This window comes from Pedobacter puniceum (assembly GCF_009674685.1).
Lineage (GTDB): Bacteria > Bacteroidota > Bacteroidia > Sphingobacteriales > Sphingobacteriaceae > Pseudopedobacter > Pseudopedobacter puniceum.
The window spans coordinates 71,586-89,886 of sequence record NZ_WKJI01000007.1 but is presented as its reverse complement, the minus strand read 5'-3'; the positions used below and the strand labels follow the sequence as shown (position 1 = coordinate 89,886).

The window sequence follows — 18,301 nt, the reverse complement described above, 5'->3', positions numbered from 1 at the left end:
AATTAATATCCGTCTAGCTTTCTATCTCATTTATAAGTCACAATCGCTGTAACTCTTTCCCCCTTTCGGGGCTGCAAAGGTAATAACTCTAACACTCTCCTCCAAATGTTTTTGAAAATATTTTTTTTCAAACAGTTTGTTAAGTTATTTTATCGCTTTTCAGTTTCCCTAAACACGGTTTGTTTGGGATTGCAAAGGTGAAAATATTATTTCAATTTGCAAATTAATTTCATCAAAACTTATCAACATTAATTCTCAACAATTAAACTAAAAAACCGAGTTTAAAATGCTAAAAACATTATTTTCAAAGTGAGACTTTCATCGCGAAAGCGGATGCAAAGGTGTGTTTTTTTATTGGCGTATGCAAATAAAAAAATGAAAAAATCATGAGTTTTTCAGAACACGCTGAATTTCATCAAGTTTCATTAATGCTTCTACTGGAGTAAGGGTATTTACATCTAGATTATTGAGTACATCTCTAATTTTTATGAGTACAGGATCTTCTAAAGCAAACATTTGTAATTGCACGGCTTGTTTCTGCATTTTCATAATACTAGCTTTTACATGTTCTCCTCCTGTACGCTCATTTTCCAATCTTTTTAAGATTTCATTGGCTCTGTTTAAAACTTTTGGAGGCATACCGGCCATTTTGGCTACATGAATACCAAAACTATGTTCACTTCCGCCGGGAACAAGTTTTCTTAGAAAAATAACTTTATTACCTACCTCTTTGACGGTTACGTTATAATTCTTTACTCGATTAAAGGAGTTAGTTAGCTCATTTAACTCGTGATAATGCGTAGCAAATAGTGTTTTTGCTTTACAAGAAGGATGATTATGTAGATACTCTGCTATTGCCCAAGCGATAGAAATACCATCATATGTAGATGTGCCTCGCCCTATTTCATCTAAAAGAATGAGGCTTCTATCGGACAGATTATTAAGAATACTAGCTGTTTCATTCATTTCTACCATAAAAGTAGACTCGCCAGAAGATAAATTATCTGACGCACCTACTCTGGTAAATATTTTATCGACAATACCGATAGAAGCTTCTTTAGCAGGAACAAAACATCCCATTTGAGCCATAAGAACAATTATGCCTGTTTGTCTTAACAATGCCGACTTACCCGACATGTTCGGACCAGTTATGATGATAATTTGTTGAGTTTCATCATCTAAATAAACATTATTAGTAATATACTCCTCACCTATTGGCAAATTATTCTCAATAACCGGATGTCTACCACCTTTAATATCTAAAACCTTAGAATCATCAATTAATGGGCGATTATAATAGTATTTTTGAGAAATCGTTGCAAAACATAATAACACATCTAATTGCGCTATTAAATGAGCATTTAGCTGTATAGGCTTAATATATTCTGTAACAGTAATTAATAACTCGTTAAAAAGCTGAGTTTCTAGAACGTGTATTTTCTCTTCTGCACCTAGAATTTGATCTTCATATTCTTTTAACTCTGGTGTAATATATCTTTCTGCGTTTACTAGCGTTTGTTTTCTAATCCATTCTTGAGGCACTTTATCTTTATGCGTATTACTCACCTCTAAGTAATATCCAAAAACATTATTAAAAGCTATTTTAAGTGAAGATATACCAGTTATCTCAGCTTCCTTTTTCTGTAATTGAAGTAAATAATCTTTACCTCCGTATGATATTCTACGTAATTTATCTAATTCTTCATGTAAACCATCAGCCATGACTTTACCTTTAGAAATTAGAACAGGAGGATCTTCTTGAAGTTCTCGTTCTATTTTTTCTTTTATGGAAGAACATGTATTTATTTGTTCAGCTATCCTTTTAACAGACTCTTGAGGTGTGTGCTCGCAAATATTTTTAACCTCTTGGATTGCTATTAAAGCTCTTTTAAGCTGAACAATTTCTCTTGGATTAGCTTTTTGTAAACCTATTTTAGAAATAAGTCTTTCTAAATCGCCAATTTGGCGAATGTACATTTGTAATTTTTCTCTAATCTCTGGGTTATCAAAAAAATATTGAACTACGTTGAGTCTTTCTTCAATTGGCTTTTTATTTTTAAGCGGCATGACTACCCATTTCTTTAACATACGGGCACCCATGGCGCATGAAGTTTGATCCAAGACATCAATTAAAGTTTGTGCATTATCATTTGAAGAGCCTATAAGTTCGAGATTTCTAACCGTAAATCTATCTAACCACATATACCGATCTTCCTCTATTCTGGAAATATTGGTAATATGTTGAAGCTGCCTATGCTCTGTCTCATTTAGATAATGTAAACAAACACCTGCCGCAATAATCCCAAGGCTAAGCTTTTCTATACCAAAGCCTTTTAGTGATTTAACTTCAAAATGCTTTAATAAAGTTTCTTGAGCATAATCTGAGGTAAAAGCCCATTCATCTAGCGCATAAGTATAATATCTATCGCCAAAAAGTTCTTTAAAATCTTGCTGTTTGCTTTTAGCAAAAATGATTTCGTTAGGTTTATAACCTTGTAAAAGCTTGTCTATATATTCTGCATTACCTTGTGCTGTTAAAAACTCGCCCGTAGAAATATCTAAAAATGCTACACCTATTGTTTGTTTATCAAAATGAATAGTTGCTAGAAAATTATTGGATTTCTGTTGAACAATATTATCGCTGTAAGCTACGCCAGGAGTTACAAGCTCTGTTACACCTCTTTTAACAATTCCTTTTACAGATTTAGGATCTTCTAACTGATCACAAATGGCGACACGCTGGCCTGCTCTTACCAATTTAGGCAGGTAAGTTTCTATCGAGTGATGTGGAAAACCAGCTAATTCTATGTGAGATGCAGAACCATTTGCTCTTTTTGTGAGTACAATACCGAGTATTTGAGCTGCTTTTACAGCATCTTCACCGAAGGTTTCATAAAAATCTCCTACCCTAAAAAGTAATAATGCACCCGGATATTTAGCCTTTATCTGGCTGTATTGGGTCATTAAAGGAGTTTCTTTTATACTTTTTGTTGCCAATTTGCTAGCTTTTATCAATTTGCTAAGTTATAAAAGTATGTTGTGCCTTTAATATTTGTTGAAAATTTATAGAAAGTGGAAAGTATGTTATTTTATCAGAGATGATTTGAATATGAATGTTAAAAATTTAAAAATGTTATTGATTGATATTTAGTGGTAAAATGATTTATTTTCGTAGAAAATTATCATCCTTATTATGAATATAAAATTAAGTCTGATTGGGCTTTTAGCAGTAACTTTATTTACAAATTGTAATTCTACTAACTCTAAAAGTTTATCTACAGATTCTACTGTTACCGAAAAAACAGAAGTGAGTGCTGAAGCAACAAATACTGAAACCGTAAAGAAAGAGCGTAAACCTGCTGATGCAAAAACTATTTTAGCGAGAAAGCAAGTTCCTATTTTGTGTTATCACCAAATTAGAGATTGGAAAGCAAGTGACTCTCAATCTGCAAAAGATTACATAACGCCAGTAGCTACTTTTAAAGAGCATATAAAAATGTTGGCTGATAGTGGCTATAATACTATTTTACCAGAGCAGTTGTATAATTATTTGGTTTATGGTGATGCTTTACCTAAAAAACCTGTAATGATTACTTTTGACGATACCGATTTGGACCAATTTGAAGTTGGAAAGAAAACTTTGGATAAATATGGATTTAAAGGTGTTTATTTTATTATGACTGTAGCTATTGGTAAACGTGGAAAAGTAAAATATATGGATAAAACCCAAATTAAGCAGTTAGCTGATGAAGGTAATACCATTGGTAGCCATACCTATGACCACCAAAATGTTAAAAAATACCAAGGTGAAGATTGGGTTACACAAATTGAAAAACCAACTAAAACCTTAAAAGAAATAACTGGAAAAGATATTACCTATTTTGCTTATCCTTTTGGATTATGGAATAAAGAGGCTATTCCTGAATTGAAGAAAAGAGGTATGAAAGCTGCTTTTATTTTATCTACATCTAGAGATGAGCAAGATCCTTTATATACAATAAGAAGAATAATAGCTAGCGGTTTTTGGAGCGCTAAAACATTACATAACAGTATGGTGAATTCTTTTTCAGAAAAGAGGAATTAAAAAGTAAAAATTCAAAATTAAAAAAAGCAGCGTTTTATAAAACGCTGCTTTTTTTTGACTCTAATAACATTCTCTACCTTACTCTAAAAACTCTTTTATCTGAAGTATGGGTACTGAAATAACCTAAAGCGCCATTACTTAGATTGGTATCGGGGTTGGATGGCGCTACCGGCGGACCACCATTTCCCTCAATTTGAGTGATAGCAAAAAAGTAACGATAAATTTCTGGAGTGATATTTTGAAAATCAATCATGATTTCATCACCTGCTTTTATTTCAGGTTCATCGTTAAAAATGGTATTATCAACGTAATTTCCATTATTAAACCTATCACTATCTATAAAAAAGTCTTTTAACCTTTCACCATTAATGGACAATATATATCTATACGCATTTACCTCATTTACAGGATCTTGATAATGTACTTTTACATATTTTCTAGTTTCGCCAAAAAAGGTTACTTCAGAAACAGACAAGGAGTCTAATGACACTTTATTAGGCATTTTAGATGTTGCGGTATAAGTTTTACCATTAACCGTTACACTTAAATTATAGGTTTTACCATAACCTCCTTTAAAAATAGTAGAACGGTAAACACCAGGTTGGTCTTCTGTAAAAGTTAAAGTTGGACCACCAGTTTCTGTAACCCTAACTGTAGCACTTCTAAGAGGTACTGTTTGAAATGACTGATTAAATGGTACTGTTTGCGAAAGGTATATGGTTTGTCTTTCTGTTCTATCAGTTATTGAAGCTTCAATAACTACTACTGGCTCTTGCTCTTTAGTTTCTATATCGATAACTTCTTCACAAGAAGTAAAAGCTAGTATGCTTAAAAAACCTAAGATATTTATATTGTTTCTCATGATTTTAAAATTTAAAATTCCAAGTTACAGACGGGATAATTCCAAATAATGCAGTTTTAACTATTTGGGTTTGAGCAGGATTGTTGGGATTTTCTTCATAACTTAATGAGAAAACATTCTTCCTGTTGTATACATTATAAATACCAAAAGACCAGCTTGATTGGTATTTTTTGCCAGGTTTACCTTCTAATGTTGCAGAAAAATCAAGTCGGTGATAGTCCGGTGCCCTGTAAGCATTTCTTTCTGAATAATAAAATACAGTTGTACCTCCTAGTTGATATTTGCCTTCGGGAACTGTAATGGCGTTACCTGTGTTATAAACAAAAGTTGATGAAAGTGTCCAACGTTTGCTAGCTTTATAAATACCTACAAGAGAGATATCATGTGTACGGTCTTGAAATGCGTTAAACCATTTTCCGTTATTAATTTGATCAAACTGTCTTTCTGTTTTTGATAAGGTATAACCTATCCAACCGTTAAAATCACCAAATCTTTTTTTCAAGAAAAGCTCTATTCCATAAGCTCTTCCATCACCATATAATAAATCCGCTTCAACATTTTGATTTCCTCTTAAATCGGTACCGTTCCTATACTCTATTTGGTTTTGCATCCATTTATAGTAAACCTCTGCAGAAAACTCGTAAGTGTTATCTTTAAAATTACTAAAATAGCCTAAAGCAACTTGATCGGCAATTTCTGGTCGGGTGTTGTTACTACTTAATATATAAATGTCAGTAGGTGAAGTTGCGGTAGAGTTAGACATTAAATGTAAATTCTGCGTATTTCTAGTATAAGAACCTTTTACAGATTTGTTCTCATTAAACTGATAACTAGCAGAAAGACGAGGTTCTAAGTTAAAATAGGTTTTTACAAGTTCACCAGCACTGTAAAAAGTTGAATTGATTTCGTTTCCATCGCTATCATACTCCTTAAAATTACCAGCACCAAGCAAAGCAAAAGAACTTAATCTTAAGCCATAGGCCAGATTAAATTTATCAGATGCTTTCCATTCATCGGAAACGTAAATAGCTGTTTCTAAACCTCGTCTATTTTCTACTGTGGCCGGATTAACACTAGAGTTTTCACTTGCTGTTATTCTTCCTGGTTCTATCGTATGATGTATAGCATTGATACCAAAACGTATATCATGATTATTTAAAGCATACTGAAAATCTTGTTTGAGATTAAAATCTCTAATGATAGAACTCACTTTAAAATCATTTCCTTCTAATTGATTTTCTATAACATAATCATAATTAGAATAAATAAAAGAAGTATTAGAAAACAATCTGTTAGAGAAAATATGGCTCCAACGTAATGTGGCAGTAGTATTTCCCCAATCGAAACCAAAAGCCTGATTTAAACCTAATTTATCGCGACCAAAATAACCCGATATATATAAAGTGTTTTTATCATTCAACTTAAAGTTGGTTTTGGCGTTTAAATCGTAAAAAAATAAAGTATTACCTCTTAAAGAAGTATCGGGCGCAAAGGCTAAGAAAGCATCAGCATAGGTTCTCCTTCCGCTTATCATGAAAGAACTTTTTTCTTTTTGAATAGGCCCTTCTACTTTTAAACGTGATGAAATTAAGCCAATTCCACCTTCTGCGGTAAAGTCATTCTTATTACCATCATTCATCCGAATATCTAAAACAGAAGATAATCGTCCACCATATTGTGCTGGCATACCTCCTTTATAAACGGTAACATCTTTAATAGCATCAGAATTAAAGGTTGAGAAAAAGCCTAAAAGGTGTGAAGCATTGTAAACAGGTGCTTCATCTAACAAAATTAAATTTTGGTCTATAGCGCCTCCACGCACATAAAATCCAGAATTTCCATCGCCTGCGGGCTTTATACCAGGCAATAATTGCAGCGTTTTCAGAATATCTCGCTCTCCAAATAAAACCGGGATGCTTTTGATATCCTTTACATCTAATTTCTCTACCCCCATTTGTGGGTTGGTCACATTATCATTCCGTTTTACAGAACTTACTACAATTTCTTCTAGTTGTGCTGCTGGTTCTAAACTAAAATCAAGTTTTAGGTTAGCGTTTAAATCTATTTTCTTAATGATGGCTTTGTAACCCACATAGGTAATAGCTAAATCATAAGTACCTTGTGGTAAAGAAATAGAGAAATAACCATAAGCATTTGTTGTTGTACCTGCTTGTTTTACTCCACTTAATTTAACACTCGCACCTATTAATGTTTCCCCGGTTTGAGCATCAGTAATAACACCATTTAAGCTATATATTTTTTGCGCAAAAGCGGGAAAAGTAAATATGATTAAGATTATGGTAAATGCTATATTTTTAAAATACATATATAAAGGGCAAATAATTTTTCATTGATAACTAAAAAAGAGGCATACAGTTTTAAGAAAGATTTTATTTTTCTTTTTGCTTGATGTTTTCTAAATCCATTAGCTCTAATTTTAAAGCTGTGGCTGAGATTTGTATCTCTCTGAAAGATAAAAACAAAGAAATCATCAGTAAAAATAAACTTAAACCAAAAACATACTGTGCTAAAACCTTAAGGTTATAATAGATAAGAAACATACATAAAACACAAAAGAAAAAGCTTAAAATACCAAAACCTTGCATATTACGAATTAGAAAGATACGCTTTTTGAGATTCAGAAGCTGAGCCAACAAATTTTCACTTTTGTTCTCTATATAAAGGCTTTTCATACTTCTAACTAAGCTTGCTAATGCTAAAAACCTGTTGGTGTACGCTAATAAAAGCAATGAAATAGCAGAAAACAATAATGCTGGTGTGGTTAAAGTAAACTCCATTTTTTTAAAAGATGTTTAATATTTTAATTTCTTTCCCGTTAATGACAAGTGTATCATTTTTTTGTTTGCCTTGCAGATTTTTCCCTAGCGGGGATACTGGAGAAATTACAAATACTTTTAACTTATTGACGATTAACTCTCCTAATGCTACAGTTATAAAAAAATCGCCCATAGAGGTTTTAACATAACTGCCTGGTAATACTTTATCAGATTTTTTGCTAATAGCTATATTTTTAAGCGTGAACAACTGCTGATTTGCATCGGCCAGTTGCTTCTCTAAACGATTAATTTCTTGTTGCAACATTTCTCTGCTGGTTTCATATTTATCGCCCATGCTGCTTTTGGTATCGTTTTTGGATGACTCTTTAACGCTTTCTATACTGTTTTTAATTTCCATAATTTTAGAACTTAAAACAGTTAAACAAGCATTAAATACTTCTTCTTTTGTGGCTTCCATCATTTTTCTTAGAGGCTATAAAAGTGGCTAAAAATTAAATTAAAATCATCAACACAATGAAATCTTTTATTTTAATAGCTTTTTGCTTCATATTTTTGGCAGCTTGCCAACAGAATAAGCCTAATAATCCAGGAATTCCGTCAAATAATATGCCTGCCGATTCTGTTCCGGGCGTAGATAGTTTAACGAGGGATAGTGTGTAGGTGGTTAGATTGTTAGTTGGTTAGATTGTTAGGTGGTTAGTTTGTTAGGTGGTTAGTTTGTTAGGTGCTGGTTAATCTCGAAGCTATCAGGAGTTGGTTGGCTGAATGGAAATACACAGCCTTTGAATTATCAAAGGCTGTGTATAGTTTTATGAAAAGAAATTCTAGAAAGCCATTAGCTGGCTAATTCTAAATTTAGTTGTAGAATCCAATTATCAAATAATTCTTGTTCTATTTCTACGGCTTTTTTAGCGTGTATTTCCCAATCTGCCGAGAAAGTTTTCAATTGTGCCAACATTTCTTCTAAATGTCCCTCTTCTTCTGCTATGATAGATTTCACATTTACTTTACTCCCAGCTGCGCTCAACTCGTTTTGATAAATTGGGTAAATCTCATCAGCTCTTACTTCAATAGCGTAAGTTACTAGAAGATAAGCTGCAAATTTTAAATCTTGTCCTTTTAGGTTTAAAGTATCTTTTAAATATTTACAAACTTTAACATCTAATAAACCTAAATAATATTTACTTGCTGCTGGAGCTAATAAATGCTGGTCGTGATAGTTAGGACAAATATCAGCAGCAATTTTATCTATTTGTTTTTTAAGATAATAAGCGTGTCTGTGTTCTTCGGCAGCATGCTTTAATATTATCAAGCTAACGTTTTTCTTATCTTCAGAAGCCGATATTTTTCTTGCCCCGGCATTTTCCATGAAAGAAAGCGTATTTAACCATTTAGCATGTGTTGTTGGGTTTGCTACTACTTTATTTAATATTTTTTGTAAAGCCATATCTCTAAAATTCTTCTAACGCAAGTTCAATTTGTTGGTAAATATAATGCAGGTCTTCATCACTTATGCAATAAGGAGGTAAAATATAAAGGATATTTCCTAAAGGTCTTAAAATGATACCTCTATCTAAAAAGAAATGATACAACTTATCTCTTAAGTTATTAAAATAAGATGTTTTAGAATCATTTAACCATTCTAAAGCGATAATAGTACCTGTTTGCCTAACTTCTTTTAGTTTAGGATGATGTTGTATTTTTTGCTTAAACTGCTGATGATTTTGCACTACCCTATTGATATTAGCCATTGTTTCTGGCTGAGTTAAAATATCAAAACTAGCACAAGCAGCTGCACAAGCTACTGGGTTTGCTGTAAAAGAATGCCCGTGAAATAAAGTTTTCAATTTATCGTCAGACAAAAAAGCATTATAAATTTCTAAAGTACATGTTGTTAAACCCAAAGGCATGGTACCGCCAGTAATACCTTTAGAAAAACACATCAAATCTGCTTTATTTTGTAAGTGGTCTGATGCGAAATATTTACCCGTACGTCCAAAACCTGTCATTACCTCATCGGCAATGGTTAAAACTTGTTCTGTTTTACAATGAGCAATAAGTTCATCTAGATGCTGAGCTTCATACATCAACATTCCGCCAGCACCTAACACTAATGGCTCAAAAATAAAACAAGCCAATTCAGATTTAAGACTGGAGATTTTAGATTTTAGATTTTGCAAATTGTGTTTTGTAGGTAATTCAATAAACTCAACATCAAAAAGTAAAGCATCAAAAGGACGGGTAAAAGCACTTCTTCCACTAACAGCCATTGCCCCAAAAGTATCGCCATGATAAGCATCGGCGAAAGCCAAAACTTTATTACGTTTTACACCTTGGTTAAACCAAAACTGTAAGCACATTTTAATAGCAACTTCTACTGCTGTAGAGCCATTATCAGAGAAAAATACCTTTGCTTGATTGGATGGTAAAATGCTGAGTAGTTTGGTAGAAAGCTCTACCGCTTTTGGATGTGTAAAACCCGCAAAAATCACATGCTCTAAAGTATTTAATTGCTTAAAAACTTCGTTTGCAATGTATGGATGACTATGGCCATGAATATTTACCCACCAAGATGATACAGCGTCAATAAGTTTTTCTCCGTTTTCTTTAAACAAATGGGCACCTTCTCCCCTCACAATTGGAATGGGAGGCAAAGCGTTTTTCATTTGGGTGTAAGGATGCCATATATTCTTTTGGTCTTCTGCAACTAAATCTATCATACAAAATGCTCCTTCATTAATTTGAGTACATGTTTATCAACGGGGAAGGTTAAATCTCCGGTTGATAAAGTTTTCAAATCTACCAGTCGGAAGCATTGTTTACAAGAATTTTGCTCATCAAAATCAAAAGCTGTTGATGTTAAATTTATATCAAAGTTATTTTTATGTTTAACTAGATAATAAACAGCTATCAATTGCTCATCAGAAAATAAAGATTGCACAAAAAAATCAGTAGTATAAAAATGTGCTAGAACTTCTATTTCTAAGTTGCATTCTTCTATAAACTCTCTTTTAAGAGCATCCGTAAGCCCTTCCCCTTTTTCTAAACCGCCACCTGGGAATTTGGTAAATTTAAAATCGCCAAGCTGTTCATCAGTAATTAAAATCTTTTGCTCTTGATTTATCAATAAACCATAAACCCTCACATTAAACTTATTCATATGCTTATGACTCATATTACCTCAAAATGTTTGTGGTTTTTGGTTACATTATTAATATCCCACGCTATTTCTTTGGTTTTAGGTTCTTGCCTTACCGGACAATTTGCTACGTTACAATAATGGCAACATTGGAAAACACAGGGGTCTGTATGGATAAAAAGCTCGGTATTAGCTACATTTTCATTGATAATTTTATCGATATCAGTAATCTCGGCATGTACCTTATTCAAATCAAAATAATAAGGTAAAGTAACATGACAATCTATATGTATAGCATCGCCATAGCGTTGTATACGTAGGTTATGAACATCTATCCAAGCTGGTCGTCTATTTTTAGAAAGCTGTTTAATTACATTTTCAACGGCGTTTAAATCAGATTCGTCCATTAAACCACCTACAGAAAGTCGCATTAATTTATAGCCATTTGAAATGATATACAAAGCTAAACCTATAGAAATAAGGCTATCTAACCAATTTAAGCCTGTAAAAGCCATCACTAACAAACCTATCATCAGTCCAAAGCTACTTACGGCGTCGGTAATAAGATGTTTACCATCGGCATGTAAGGTTAAAGAGTTTAAGACCTTTCCGCGGTTAACTAAATAAAAACCCAAAAGTCCATTAATAAGCCCTGTTATGCCTATCAGTAAAGAACCATCAAATAAATCTTTTATTTCTTGAGGATAAAAAGCATTGTAAATGCTCTTAAAAAAGATGATGACACCTGCAATAATAATTAAAACACCTTCTACAAAAGCAGAAAAAAACTCTACTTTACCATGCCCATAAGGGTGATTTTGGTCTTTTGGTTGTGAGGATAAGTATATACTATAAAAAGCAAATGCGCTTGCAATAACATTCACAATACTCTCAGCAGCATCAGTTAAAATGGCATTAGACTGGGTGATGAAAAAAGCAGTAAATTTCACCAGCATTAACAAAAGGCCAATGGCAAGCGATAGAAATATGAGTTGCTTTTTTGACTTCACCTTGATGATTTTTTACAAACTTAGACAATTTGTTATTGCCCTAAAGAAAAAACTATTCCTATATTTGCGCCCAAAGCTTAAATCATGACAATTTTATCAACCAGAATTCAGAATTTAACAGAGTCACAGACTATTAAAATGGCCAAATTAGGCCGCGAACTTGCTGCCAAAGGCGTTAAGGTTATTAACTTAAGTTTTGGTGAGCCAGACTTCCATACACCACAGTATATTAAAGATGCTGCAGTAGATGCGATGGAAAAGAACTTCACTTATTACTCTCCTGTTTCAGGTTATCCTGATTTAAGAAAAGCTATTTCAGACAAATTAAAAAGAGAAAATAACCTAGATTTTGCACCAGAACAAATTGTAGTTTCTACAGGTGCTAAACAAGCTTTGGCTAATGCATTATTATGCTTAATTAACCCAGGCGAAGAGGTAATTATTCCTACTCCATACTGGGTAAGCTACTCAGAAATGGTAAAATTGGCCGAAGGCGAGTCGGTTTTCATTAACGCAACAGTAGAAAACAACTATAAAATTACGCCAGAGCAATTAGAAGCTGCTATTACACCAAAAACCAAATTATTTATGTTCTCTTCGCCTTGTAACCCTACAGGTAGCGTTTACAGCAAAGAAGAATTAGCAGGTTTGGTTAAAGTATTTGAAAAATACCCTCAGGTTTATATCCTTTCTGACGAAATTTATGAGCACATTAACTTTGTTGGTGGCCATGCTTCTATAGCAGAATTCCCTTCTGTAAAAGAAAGAGTAATTGTTGTAAACGGTTTCTCTAAAGGTTTCGCCATGACAGGTTGGAGATTGGGTTACTTAGCTGCAAGTAAAGAAATTGCTGCTGCTACAGACAAATTACAAGGTCAAACCACTTCTGGAACCTGCTCAATCACCCAGAAAGCAGGTTTAGCAGCTTTATTAGGCGGCTTAGAAACTGTACACCAAATGCGTGATGCTTTCTTAACAAGACGCGATTTAGTTTATGGTTTACTTTCTCAAATCCCGGGTGTAAAAGTAAATTTACCAGAAGGTGCTTTTTATTTCTTCCCTGATGTTTCTTCTTTTTTTGGTAAGAAAACAGCAGAAGGTGAAGTGATAAACAATGCAGATGACTTATGTATTTACATCTTAAACGAAGCACATGTATCAACCGTAACTGGTGAGGCTTTTGGTAATCCAGATTGTATACGTATTTCTTACGCAGCATCTGAAGAAGAACTAAAAGAAGCTTGTAGCAAAATTACAGCTGCTTTAGCAAAATTGAAGTAAGTTATAATTAAGATAAAATTTTGTGAGAGGGTAATTTTATTGCCCTCTTTTTTTATGCTTAATATGCATTAGAAAAGCAAGGTTAGTACTACTATTAACTGATAGTCCGGTGCTCTGCTTTATTTTTGCCATTTAAGTTATCATAAGAAAAACAAATTAAGCTAGGCAAAAGATACCGCTGCCGCCCCGGTTTATTTGGGTTAGGTTATTGCTAAAAACAAACATATCCTAGGGTTTAACTAAATAATACGATTATACCCCTATATTTTAGTGATAACTGAATACATCTTTGTTAGAAAACCAGAGCTTTCTTCATATGTTTTGATTTGAAATCCATTAGATACATATGTTGTAATTTTAATTCCTAGTGGACTTGTAGAAGTAGATATGGGAGAATTAAAATACCTTTCTAAATCTTGATAAACTTTAGAAATGGGATAATCTGACTTTATTTCAGTAAAATGATTTACAATGATATCTTTTATGCTATTATCGCTATTAAAAGACACATGATAATTACCTTCGAGTCCCAAAATAAAGGGGTTAAAAATGTATTGATCCAAACTAAAATTAGCAAAGGTTCCTAAACTAAAGTAGTTACTAGTGCGAGTAGTTGAATTCATTATGAATTTCCCTGATAAAGTATATTGATTATAAACTCCAAGGAATAAAATGTGTGAAAAAGATAAATTTTCTCTTTTAATGCTATTCCACAAAGTGGCTAATGAATTTTCGCTTACAATTGGTACTTGAGTTGTTGAAATAATCTTATTATTAACCATTATTTGTAATGAAGCCAACTTTGAATCTCTAGTATTATACTTAAATAAATAATTTTCTCCTTCAAGTTCTCTGAAGGAATAGTTAACCTGTGTACCTTCTTTACCATCTAAAATAATTTTCACATTATCTTTTCCTGTATTATCATTAGAGTAACGTAACGCTACATAGGCATCGCTATTGATAAGAAATATGGGTTTATCAAAACCTATGATGACATTTTCAATTTTTTTATTTTCTAACGTTTCAGTCTGATTGTTTTCTTTTTTGCAAGCAAACAAAAGAATCAAAAAAAACAGTGATAAGATTTTAAGTTTCATAATAGTAGATGTTAAACACTACAAAAATAAAAACTTAAAACATTTAAGAGATTTTAAATAATAATTTAAATCTATTTAGACCTTATCGCCTCAACAGGATCTAACCTAGCAGCAGAAAAGGCAGGCCAAAATCCAGAAATAACCCCAATAATTATAGAAATAGAAATGCCTCTAATGATATTACCGATATTTAACACAATCTCAAAATTGAAACCATAAGTAGCTATTAAAGTTAAAGCATAAACTACCGCTAAACCTAATAAACCCCCAATTAATGAAAGAGCTATTGCCTCAAACAAAAACTGCAATAGAATAAAATAATTCTTAGCACCTAAAGATTTTTGTATACCTATAATATTGGTTCGCTCTTTAACAGAAACAAACATGATATTGGCAATACCAAATCCTCCAACTAAAATAGAGAAACCACCAATAATCCAACCAGCAACATTTACTATAGCAAACATTTGATCTAATTGCCCAGATAAAATAGTGGTTTTATTTAAAGCAAAATTATCATCTTCAATCGGGCTTAACCTTCTGATAGAACGCATAATCCCTTGTAACTCGCTTTCTACATCCTCAACAGCTACATTTTCTTTACCTCTTATAGCTATTTGTGGTCCATAATTATCGCTTTCTACATCAATCACGTTTCTGGCGAAATTTAATGGTAATAGTAATAGTTTATCTGCTGTTACACCTAGCATATCCTCGCCTTCTTTGGCAAAAACACCTATTACTTGTACATTTCTTCCTAAAACTTTTATTTGCTTTCCTGTTGCACTCTGGTTAGGGAATAAACCTTCGGCAATATCGGCACCAATTAAGCAAACTGCATTACCGCTGCTAGATTCTCCTTCGGTAAAATATCTACCTTCTGTTAAATCAAAACTCCAGGTCTTATCATACTCATGCGAAGCCGCAGAAACCTCCACACCTTCTATACTATTGCTTCTATATTTTAATGTTCTGTTTGATAAACCAATTTGATAAGAAATACCATCGGCTAAAGTTACTCGCTCTTTTAGAGCTTCATAATCTCTTAAACTAGCATTTGGTCTTTGCATGTATTTCCACCATGGGTAATCGCCAAAGCCTCCCCAAGGCCATTTCTGTACAAATACTGTTTTACTTCCTAGCTTATCAACACTTTCTTGTAAATTACCTCTAAAAGTATCTACAGCCGCAAAAACCGTAATAATGGTAAAAATACCAATTGTTATACCTAATAAAGATAAAAAGGTACGTGTACGGTTCTGTCTTAAAGCATCATAAGCAAAAAGAAAGCTTTCTTTAAAAAGTTTTAAAAACAACATATGCTATAAGACAGTTTAATAAATGAAAAGTTACAATTTTTTAATTATTAAATTTTAAAAATAGCGGTTTAAGAGCGTATTATTTTATTGAATTTATTTTTCCTAAATTTGCGCTCCAAATATTTGTTTCGAAACATATGAAATTATCACAATTTAAATTCCATTTACCAGAATCTCTTATTGCTCATCACCCGGCAGAAACTCGCGATGAGTCTCGTTTAATGGTACTTGACAAAAAAACAGGACATATAGAGCATAAGGTTTTTAAAGACGTATTGGGTTATTTTGAGGAAAAAGATGTGATGATTTTAAATAACACTAAAGTTTTTCCTGCCCGTTTATATGGTAATAAAGAAAAAACTGGTGCTACTATAGAAGTTTTCTTGTTAAGAGAGCTAAATAAAGAGTTAAGACTGTGGGATGTTTTAGTAGATCCTGCTAGAAAAATTAGAGTTGGCAATAAACTATACTTTGGCGATGATGATTTGTTAGTTGCTGAAGTTGTTGATAACACCACTTCAAGAGGTAGAACTATCCGCTTCCTATTTGATGGTACTGATGAGGAATTCCGTCAAAATATTGAAATTTTAGGTGAGACACCTCTTCCTAAATACATTAAACGTAAACCTACTGCAGAAGATAAAGAACGTTACCAAACTATTTTCGCTAAAAATGAAGGTGCTGTTGCAGCACCAACCGCAGGTTTACACTTTAGTAGAGAGTTATTAAAAAGACTAGAGCTTAAAGGTGTAGAATTTGCAGAAGTAACTTTACACGTTGGTTTAGGTACTTTCAGACAAGTTGAGGTTGAGGATTTAACCAAACATAAAATGGATTCTGAACAAATCATCATTACCCAAAAAGATGCTGATATTGTAAACAAAGGAATTGCTGAGAAAAGAAAAATCTGCGCTGTTGGTACAACTGTAATGAGATCTATAGAATCTGCAGTATCTGCTAGTCATACTTTAAAACCAATTAACGATTGGACATCAAAGTTCATTTTTCCACCTTATGATTTTAGTATTGCAAATTGCATGATTACCAATTTCCATACGCCAGAATCAACATTGTTAATGATGATTGCTGCCTTTGGTGGTTATGAAAACGTAATGAATGCTTACGAAGTTGCTGTAAAAGAAAAATATAGATTTTACAGTTATGGAGATGCCATGCTGATTATCTAAATTTCAGATATCAACTATATTTAAACGATGAATAACAAGCTATTTGCAAAATTATTCATCGTTTTTTGTTTATAAAGCTTTAACTCAAGATGAGCAAAAATCAGTTTTATGCTATTATCGTAGCTGGTGGTTCTGGCAAAAGAATGAACAGTTCAACACCCAAACAATTTTTATTGTTAAAAGGTAAACCCATTTTAATGCTGAGCATAGAAAAGTTTTATCAAAGCAAATATCAGCCTAAAATTATTGTTGTTTTAGCAGAACAAGAGCAGCAAACTTGGCAAGAACTTGTAAAAGAATATCATTTCAACATCCCACATGAAGTAATAAATGGTGGTATAGAAAGATTTCATTCTGTAAAAAATGCACTAAATAAAATAACTGATGAGCAAAGTATAATTGCTATACATGATGCGGTAAGACCTTTAGTAAGCTTTAAAACTATTGATACGTGTTTTGAAAAAGCATTATCAGAAGGTAATGCAATAGCAGCTACACCTTCTAAAGATTCTGTAAGAGTACAAGAAGGAAGTAAAAATAAGGCGATAGCTAGAAATCAAGTTTATCTGGTTCAAACACCACAAGTATTTCAATATCAACAACTAAAAAAGGCATATCAGCAAAATTTTGAAAGCTTTTTTACAGATGATGCATCTGTTGTAGAGAGAGTAGGCTTTGCTATCCACTTATGCGATGGCGATGAGTTTAACTTCAAGATTACTTTTCCTGAGGATATTATATTAGCAGAAGCTATCTTAAACAAACAAGCTCATGAATAATTTTAAGTTTTATTTTGTAAGCGCTATAATAGCTTTATTAATTCATTATAGTTTACGTTTTGTACAAATAGAGTTTTACAAGCTAATACAACCTTATTTATTAGCACTTTATTTCATTGCAGTAAGTTTTTATATCTACATTAAAAGCAAACAACTTCAAGTAAGCAAATACCTAAAACTAGTAGCTTACTATATCTCAATTTATATCATCATAGCTTTCATTGAGATTATTTTGGGTATTCCACATCCGTATTTAATAGCAGAGCTATTTATACAAATAGCGTTATGCGGTACTCCGGTTTTAATTGGCTTTGGTTTAGCCTTTATAAAAGATAGGTTAACGCTAAGATAATTTGATAATTTATTAAACTTATAAAAAAAAGCGAGGCAAAAACCTCGCTTTTTTATTGTTATACTATTTTTATCAAGCGCCTCTTATAATCCTTAGAAGAATAGCTATAACTGCAATTACCAATAAAATATGAATTAATCCTCCACCAAAAGGTGATACAAATGCTCCAAAAATCCAGATTATAACCAATATAACTGCGATTAAATAAAGTAAATTTCCCATGTTCTTGTTTTTTATAGTGTAAAATGTTTTGATAATTATATACATCTTACTAAACCAAAACCAGACCAAAAAACAAATTTTCTTAAATAACAGTTAAAATTTGAGTTTAAGAGATATAAAAAGATAAAATCGTATCAATTTATAGACAAAAAAGCCCAACGGTAAAGT

17 protein-coding genes are annotated in these 18,301 nt (G+C 32.6%); 5 read left to right on the top strand and 12 right to left on the bottom strand.

Features of this window, described 5'->3' with window-relative positions; all coding sequences use genetic code 11:
* Nucleotides 1–384: 384 nt before the first annotated feature.
* Complete coding sequence (gene mutS, locus GJJ64_RS16425; protein ID WP_195759312.1) at nucleotides 385–2,964, bottom strand: DNA mismatch repair protein MutS; 2,580 nt, start codon at nucleotides 2,962–2,964, stop codon at nucleotides 385–387.
* A 229-nt stretch (nucleotides 2,965–3,193) separates the two neighbouring features.
* Here mutS and GJJ64_RS16420 point away from each other — a divergent pair, with 229 nt between their 5' ends.
* The gene (locus GJJ64_RS16420) at nucleotides 3,194–4,084 is read left to right on the top strand and encodes a polysaccharide deacetylase family protein (protein WP_154288837.1); all 891 of its coding nucleotides are present in this window, start codon (nucleotides 3,194–3,196) and stop codon (nucleotides 4,082–4,084) included.
* A gap of 73 nt (nucleotides 4,085–4,157) precedes the next feature.
* Here the strand turns inward: GJJ64_RS16420 and GJJ64_RS16415 are convergent, their stop codons facing one another.
* The 8 genes from GJJ64_RS16415 to GJJ64_RS16380 form a co-directional block, all read right to left on the bottom strand.
* Nucleotides 4,158–4,946, bottom strand: coding sequence for a DUF4249 domain-containing protein (locus GJJ64_RS16415; protein WP_154288836.1), 789 nt, complete (start codon nucleotides 4,944–4,946; stop codon nucleotides 4,158–4,160).
* A gap of 4 nt (nucleotides 4,947–4,950) precedes the next feature.
* Complete coding sequence (locus GJJ64_RS16410) at nucleotides 4,951–7,272, bottom strand: TonB-dependent receptor (RefSeq protein WP_154288835.1); 2,322 nt, start codon at nucleotides 7,270–7,272, stop codon at nucleotides 4,951–4,953.
* Nucleotides 7,273–7,336: 64 nt separating this feature from the next.
* Nucleotides 7,337–7,744 carry a DUF2721 domain-containing protein gene (locus tag GJJ64_RS16405; protein WP_154288834.1) on the bottom strand — a complete coding sequence of 136 codons (408 nt, stop codon included), beginning with the start codon at nucleotides 7,742–7,744 and terminating at the stop codon, nucleotides 7,337–7,339.
* Nucleotides 7,745–7,748: 4 nt separating this feature from the next.
* Complete coding sequence (locus GJJ64_RS16400) at nucleotides 7,749–8,204, bottom strand: GreA/GreB family elongation factor (RefSeq protein WP_154288833.1); 456 nt, start codon at nucleotides 8,202–8,204, stop codon at nucleotides 7,749–7,751.
* A 375-nt stretch (nucleotides 8,205–8,579) separates the two neighbouring features.
* The gene (locus tag GJJ64_RS16395; protein WP_154288832.1) at nucleotides 8,580–9,191 is read right to left on the bottom strand and encodes a hypothetical protein; all 612 of its coding nucleotides are present in this window, start codon (nucleotides 9,189–9,191) and stop codon (nucleotides 8,580–8,582) included.
* A gap of 4 nt (nucleotides 9,192–9,195) precedes the next feature.
* Nucleotides 9,196–10,464, bottom strand: coding sequence for an adenosylmethionine--8-amino-7-oxononanoate transaminase (bioA, locus tag GJJ64_RS16390; RefSeq protein ID WP_154288831.1), 1,269 nt, complete (start codon nucleotides 10,462–10,464; stop codon nucleotides 9,196–9,198).
* Entirely contained in the window at nucleotides 10,461–10,904 is a 444-nt protein-coding gene (locus GJJ64_RS16385) for an NUDIX domain-containing protein (protein WP_154288844.1), read from the bottom strand. The genes bioA and GJJ64_RS16385 overlap by 4 nt, the downstream gene beginning before the upstream one ends.
* 11 nt (nucleotides 10,905–10,915) lie before the next feature.
* On the bottom strand, nucleotides 10,916–11,893 hold the full coding sequence (locus GJJ64_RS16380) for a cation diffusion facilitator family transporter (RefSeq protein WP_317162953.1): 978 nt from the start codon (nucleotides 11,891–11,893) through the stop codon (nucleotides 10,916–10,918).
* A gap of 84 nt (nucleotides 11,894–11,977) precedes the next feature.
* Here GJJ64_RS16380 and GJJ64_RS16375 point away from each other — a divergent pair, with 84 nt between their 5' ends.
* Nucleotides 11,978–13,174 (top strand): pyridoxal phosphate-dependent aminotransferase, encoded by a 1,197-nt coding sequence (locus tag GJJ64_RS16375; protein ID WP_195759311.1) that lies wholly within the window; start codon nucleotides 11,978–11,980, stop codon nucleotides 13,172–13,174.
* A 260-nt stretch (nucleotides 13,175–13,434) separates the two neighbouring features.
* Here the strand turns inward: GJJ64_RS16375 and GJJ64_RS16370 are convergent, their stop codons facing one another.
* Entirely contained in the window at nucleotides 13,435–14,274 is an 840-nt protein-coding gene (locus GJJ64_RS16370; RefSeq protein ID WP_154288830.1) for a hypothetical protein, read from the bottom strand.
* Nucleotides 14,275–14,345: 71 nt separating this feature from the next.
* Nucleotides 14,346–15,593: an ABC transporter permease gene (locus GJJ64_RS16365; protein WP_154288829.1), complete on the bottom strand. Its 1,248-nt coding sequence runs from the start codon at nucleotides 15,591–15,593 to the stop codon at nucleotides 14,346–14,348.
* 137 nt (nucleotides 15,594–15,730) lie between these two features.
* Between GJJ64_RS16365 and queA the strand changes: the two genes are divergently transcribed.
* The 3 genes from queA (at nucleotide 15,731) to GJJ64_RS16350 (ending at nucleotide 17,911) form a co-directional block, all read left to right on the top strand.
* On the top strand, nucleotides 15,731–16,780 hold the full coding sequence (gene queA / locus GJJ64_RS16360; protein ID WP_154288828.1) for a tRNA preQ1(34) S-adenosylmethionine ribosyltransferase-isomerase QueA: 1,050 nt from the start codon (nucleotides 15,731–15,733) through the stop codon (nucleotides 16,778–16,780).
* An 89-nt stretch (nucleotides 16,781–16,869) separates the two neighbouring features.
* Nucleotides 16,870–17,559, top strand: a complete 690-nt coding sequence (locus tag GJJ64_RS16355) for a 2-C-methyl-D-erythritol 4-phosphate cytidylyltransferase (RefSeq protein ID WP_154288827.1) — start codon at nucleotides 16,870–16,872, stop codon at nucleotides 17,557–17,559.
* Nucleotides 17,552–17,911 (top strand): hypothetical protein, encoded by a 360-nt coding sequence (locus GJJ64_RS16350; RefSeq protein WP_154288826.1) that lies wholly within the window; start codon nucleotides 17,552–17,554, stop codon nucleotides 17,909–17,911. Before GJJ64_RS16355 ends, GJJ64_RS16350 begins: the two co-directional genes overlap by 8 nt.
* 72 nt (nucleotides 17,912–17,983) lie before the next feature.
* On the opposite strand, the gene GJJ64_RS16345 is transcribed toward GJJ64_RS16350, so the two are convergent.
* Nucleotides 17,984–18,133, bottom strand: coding sequence for a lmo0937 family membrane protein (locus tag GJJ64_RS16345; RefSeq protein WP_149074476.1), 150 nt, complete (start codon nucleotides 18,131–18,133; stop codon nucleotides 17,984–17,986).
* Nucleotides 18,134–18,301: the final 168 nt, after the last annotated feature.

Excerpts from the sequence above, each read along its gene's own strand:
- mutS (WP_195759312.1), bottom strand. The coding sequence starts at position 2,964 with ATGACCCAATACAGCCAGATAAAGGCTAAATATCCGGGTGCATTATTA.
- GJJ64_RS16420 (WP_154288837.1), top strand. The coding sequence starts at position 3,194 with ATGAATATAAAATTAAGTCTGATTGGGCTTTTAGCAGTAACTTTATTT.
- GJJ64_RS16415 (WP_154288836.1), bottom strand. The coding sequence starts at position 4,946 with ATGAGAAACAATATAAATATCTTAGGTTTTTTAAGCATACTAGCTTTT.
- GJJ64_RS16410 (WP_154288835.1), bottom strand. The coding sequence starts at position 7,272 with ATGTATTTTAAAAATATAGCATTTACCATAATCTTAATCATATTTACT.
- GJJ64_RS16405 (WP_154288834.1), bottom strand. The coding sequence starts at position 7,744 with ATGGAGTTTACTTTAACCACACCAGCATTATTGTTTTCTGCTATTTCA.
- GJJ64_RS16400 (WP_154288833.1), bottom strand. The coding sequence starts at position 8,204 with ATGATGGAAGCCACAAAAGAAGAAGTATTTAATGCTTGTTTAACTGTT.
- GJJ64_RS16395 (WP_154288832.1), bottom strand. The coding sequence starts at position 9,191 with ATGGCTTTACAAAAAATATTAAATAAAGTAGTAGCAAACCCAACAACA.
- bioA (WP_154288831.1), bottom strand. The coding sequence starts at position 10,464 with ATGATAGATTTAGTTGCAGAAGACCAAAAGAATATATGGCATCCTTAC.
- GJJ64_RS16385 (WP_154288844.1), bottom strand. The coding sequence starts at position 10,904 with ATGAATAAGTTTAATGTGAGGGTTTATGGTTTATTGATAAATCAAGAG.
- GJJ64_RS16375 (WP_195759311.1), top strand. The coding sequence starts at position 11,978 with ATGACAATTTTATCAACCAGAATTCAGAATTTAACAGAGTCACAGACT.
- GJJ64_RS16370 (WP_154288830.1), bottom strand. The coding sequence starts at position 14,274 with ATGAAACTTAAAATCTTATCACTGTTTTTTTTGATTCTTTTGTTTGCT.
- GJJ64_RS16365 (WP_154288829.1), bottom strand. The coding sequence starts at position 15,593 with ATGTTGTTTTTAAAACTTTTTAAAGAAAGCTTTCTTTTTGCTTATGAT.
- queA (WP_154288828.1), top strand. The coding sequence starts at position 15,731 with ATGAAATTATCACAATTTAAATTCCATTTACCAGAATCTCTTATTGCT.
- GJJ64_RS16355 (WP_154288827.1), top strand. The coding sequence starts at position 16,870 with ATGAGCAAAAATCAGTTTTATGCTATTATCGTAGCTGGTGGTTCTGGC.
- GJJ64_RS16350 (WP_154288826.1), top strand. The coding sequence starts at position 17,552 with ATGAATAATTTTAAGTTTTATTTTGTAAGCGCTATAATAGCTTTATTA.
- GJJ64_RS16345 (WP_149074476.1), bottom strand. The coding sequence starts at position 18,133 with ATGGGAAATTTACTTTATTTAATCGCAGTTATATTGGTTATAATCTGG.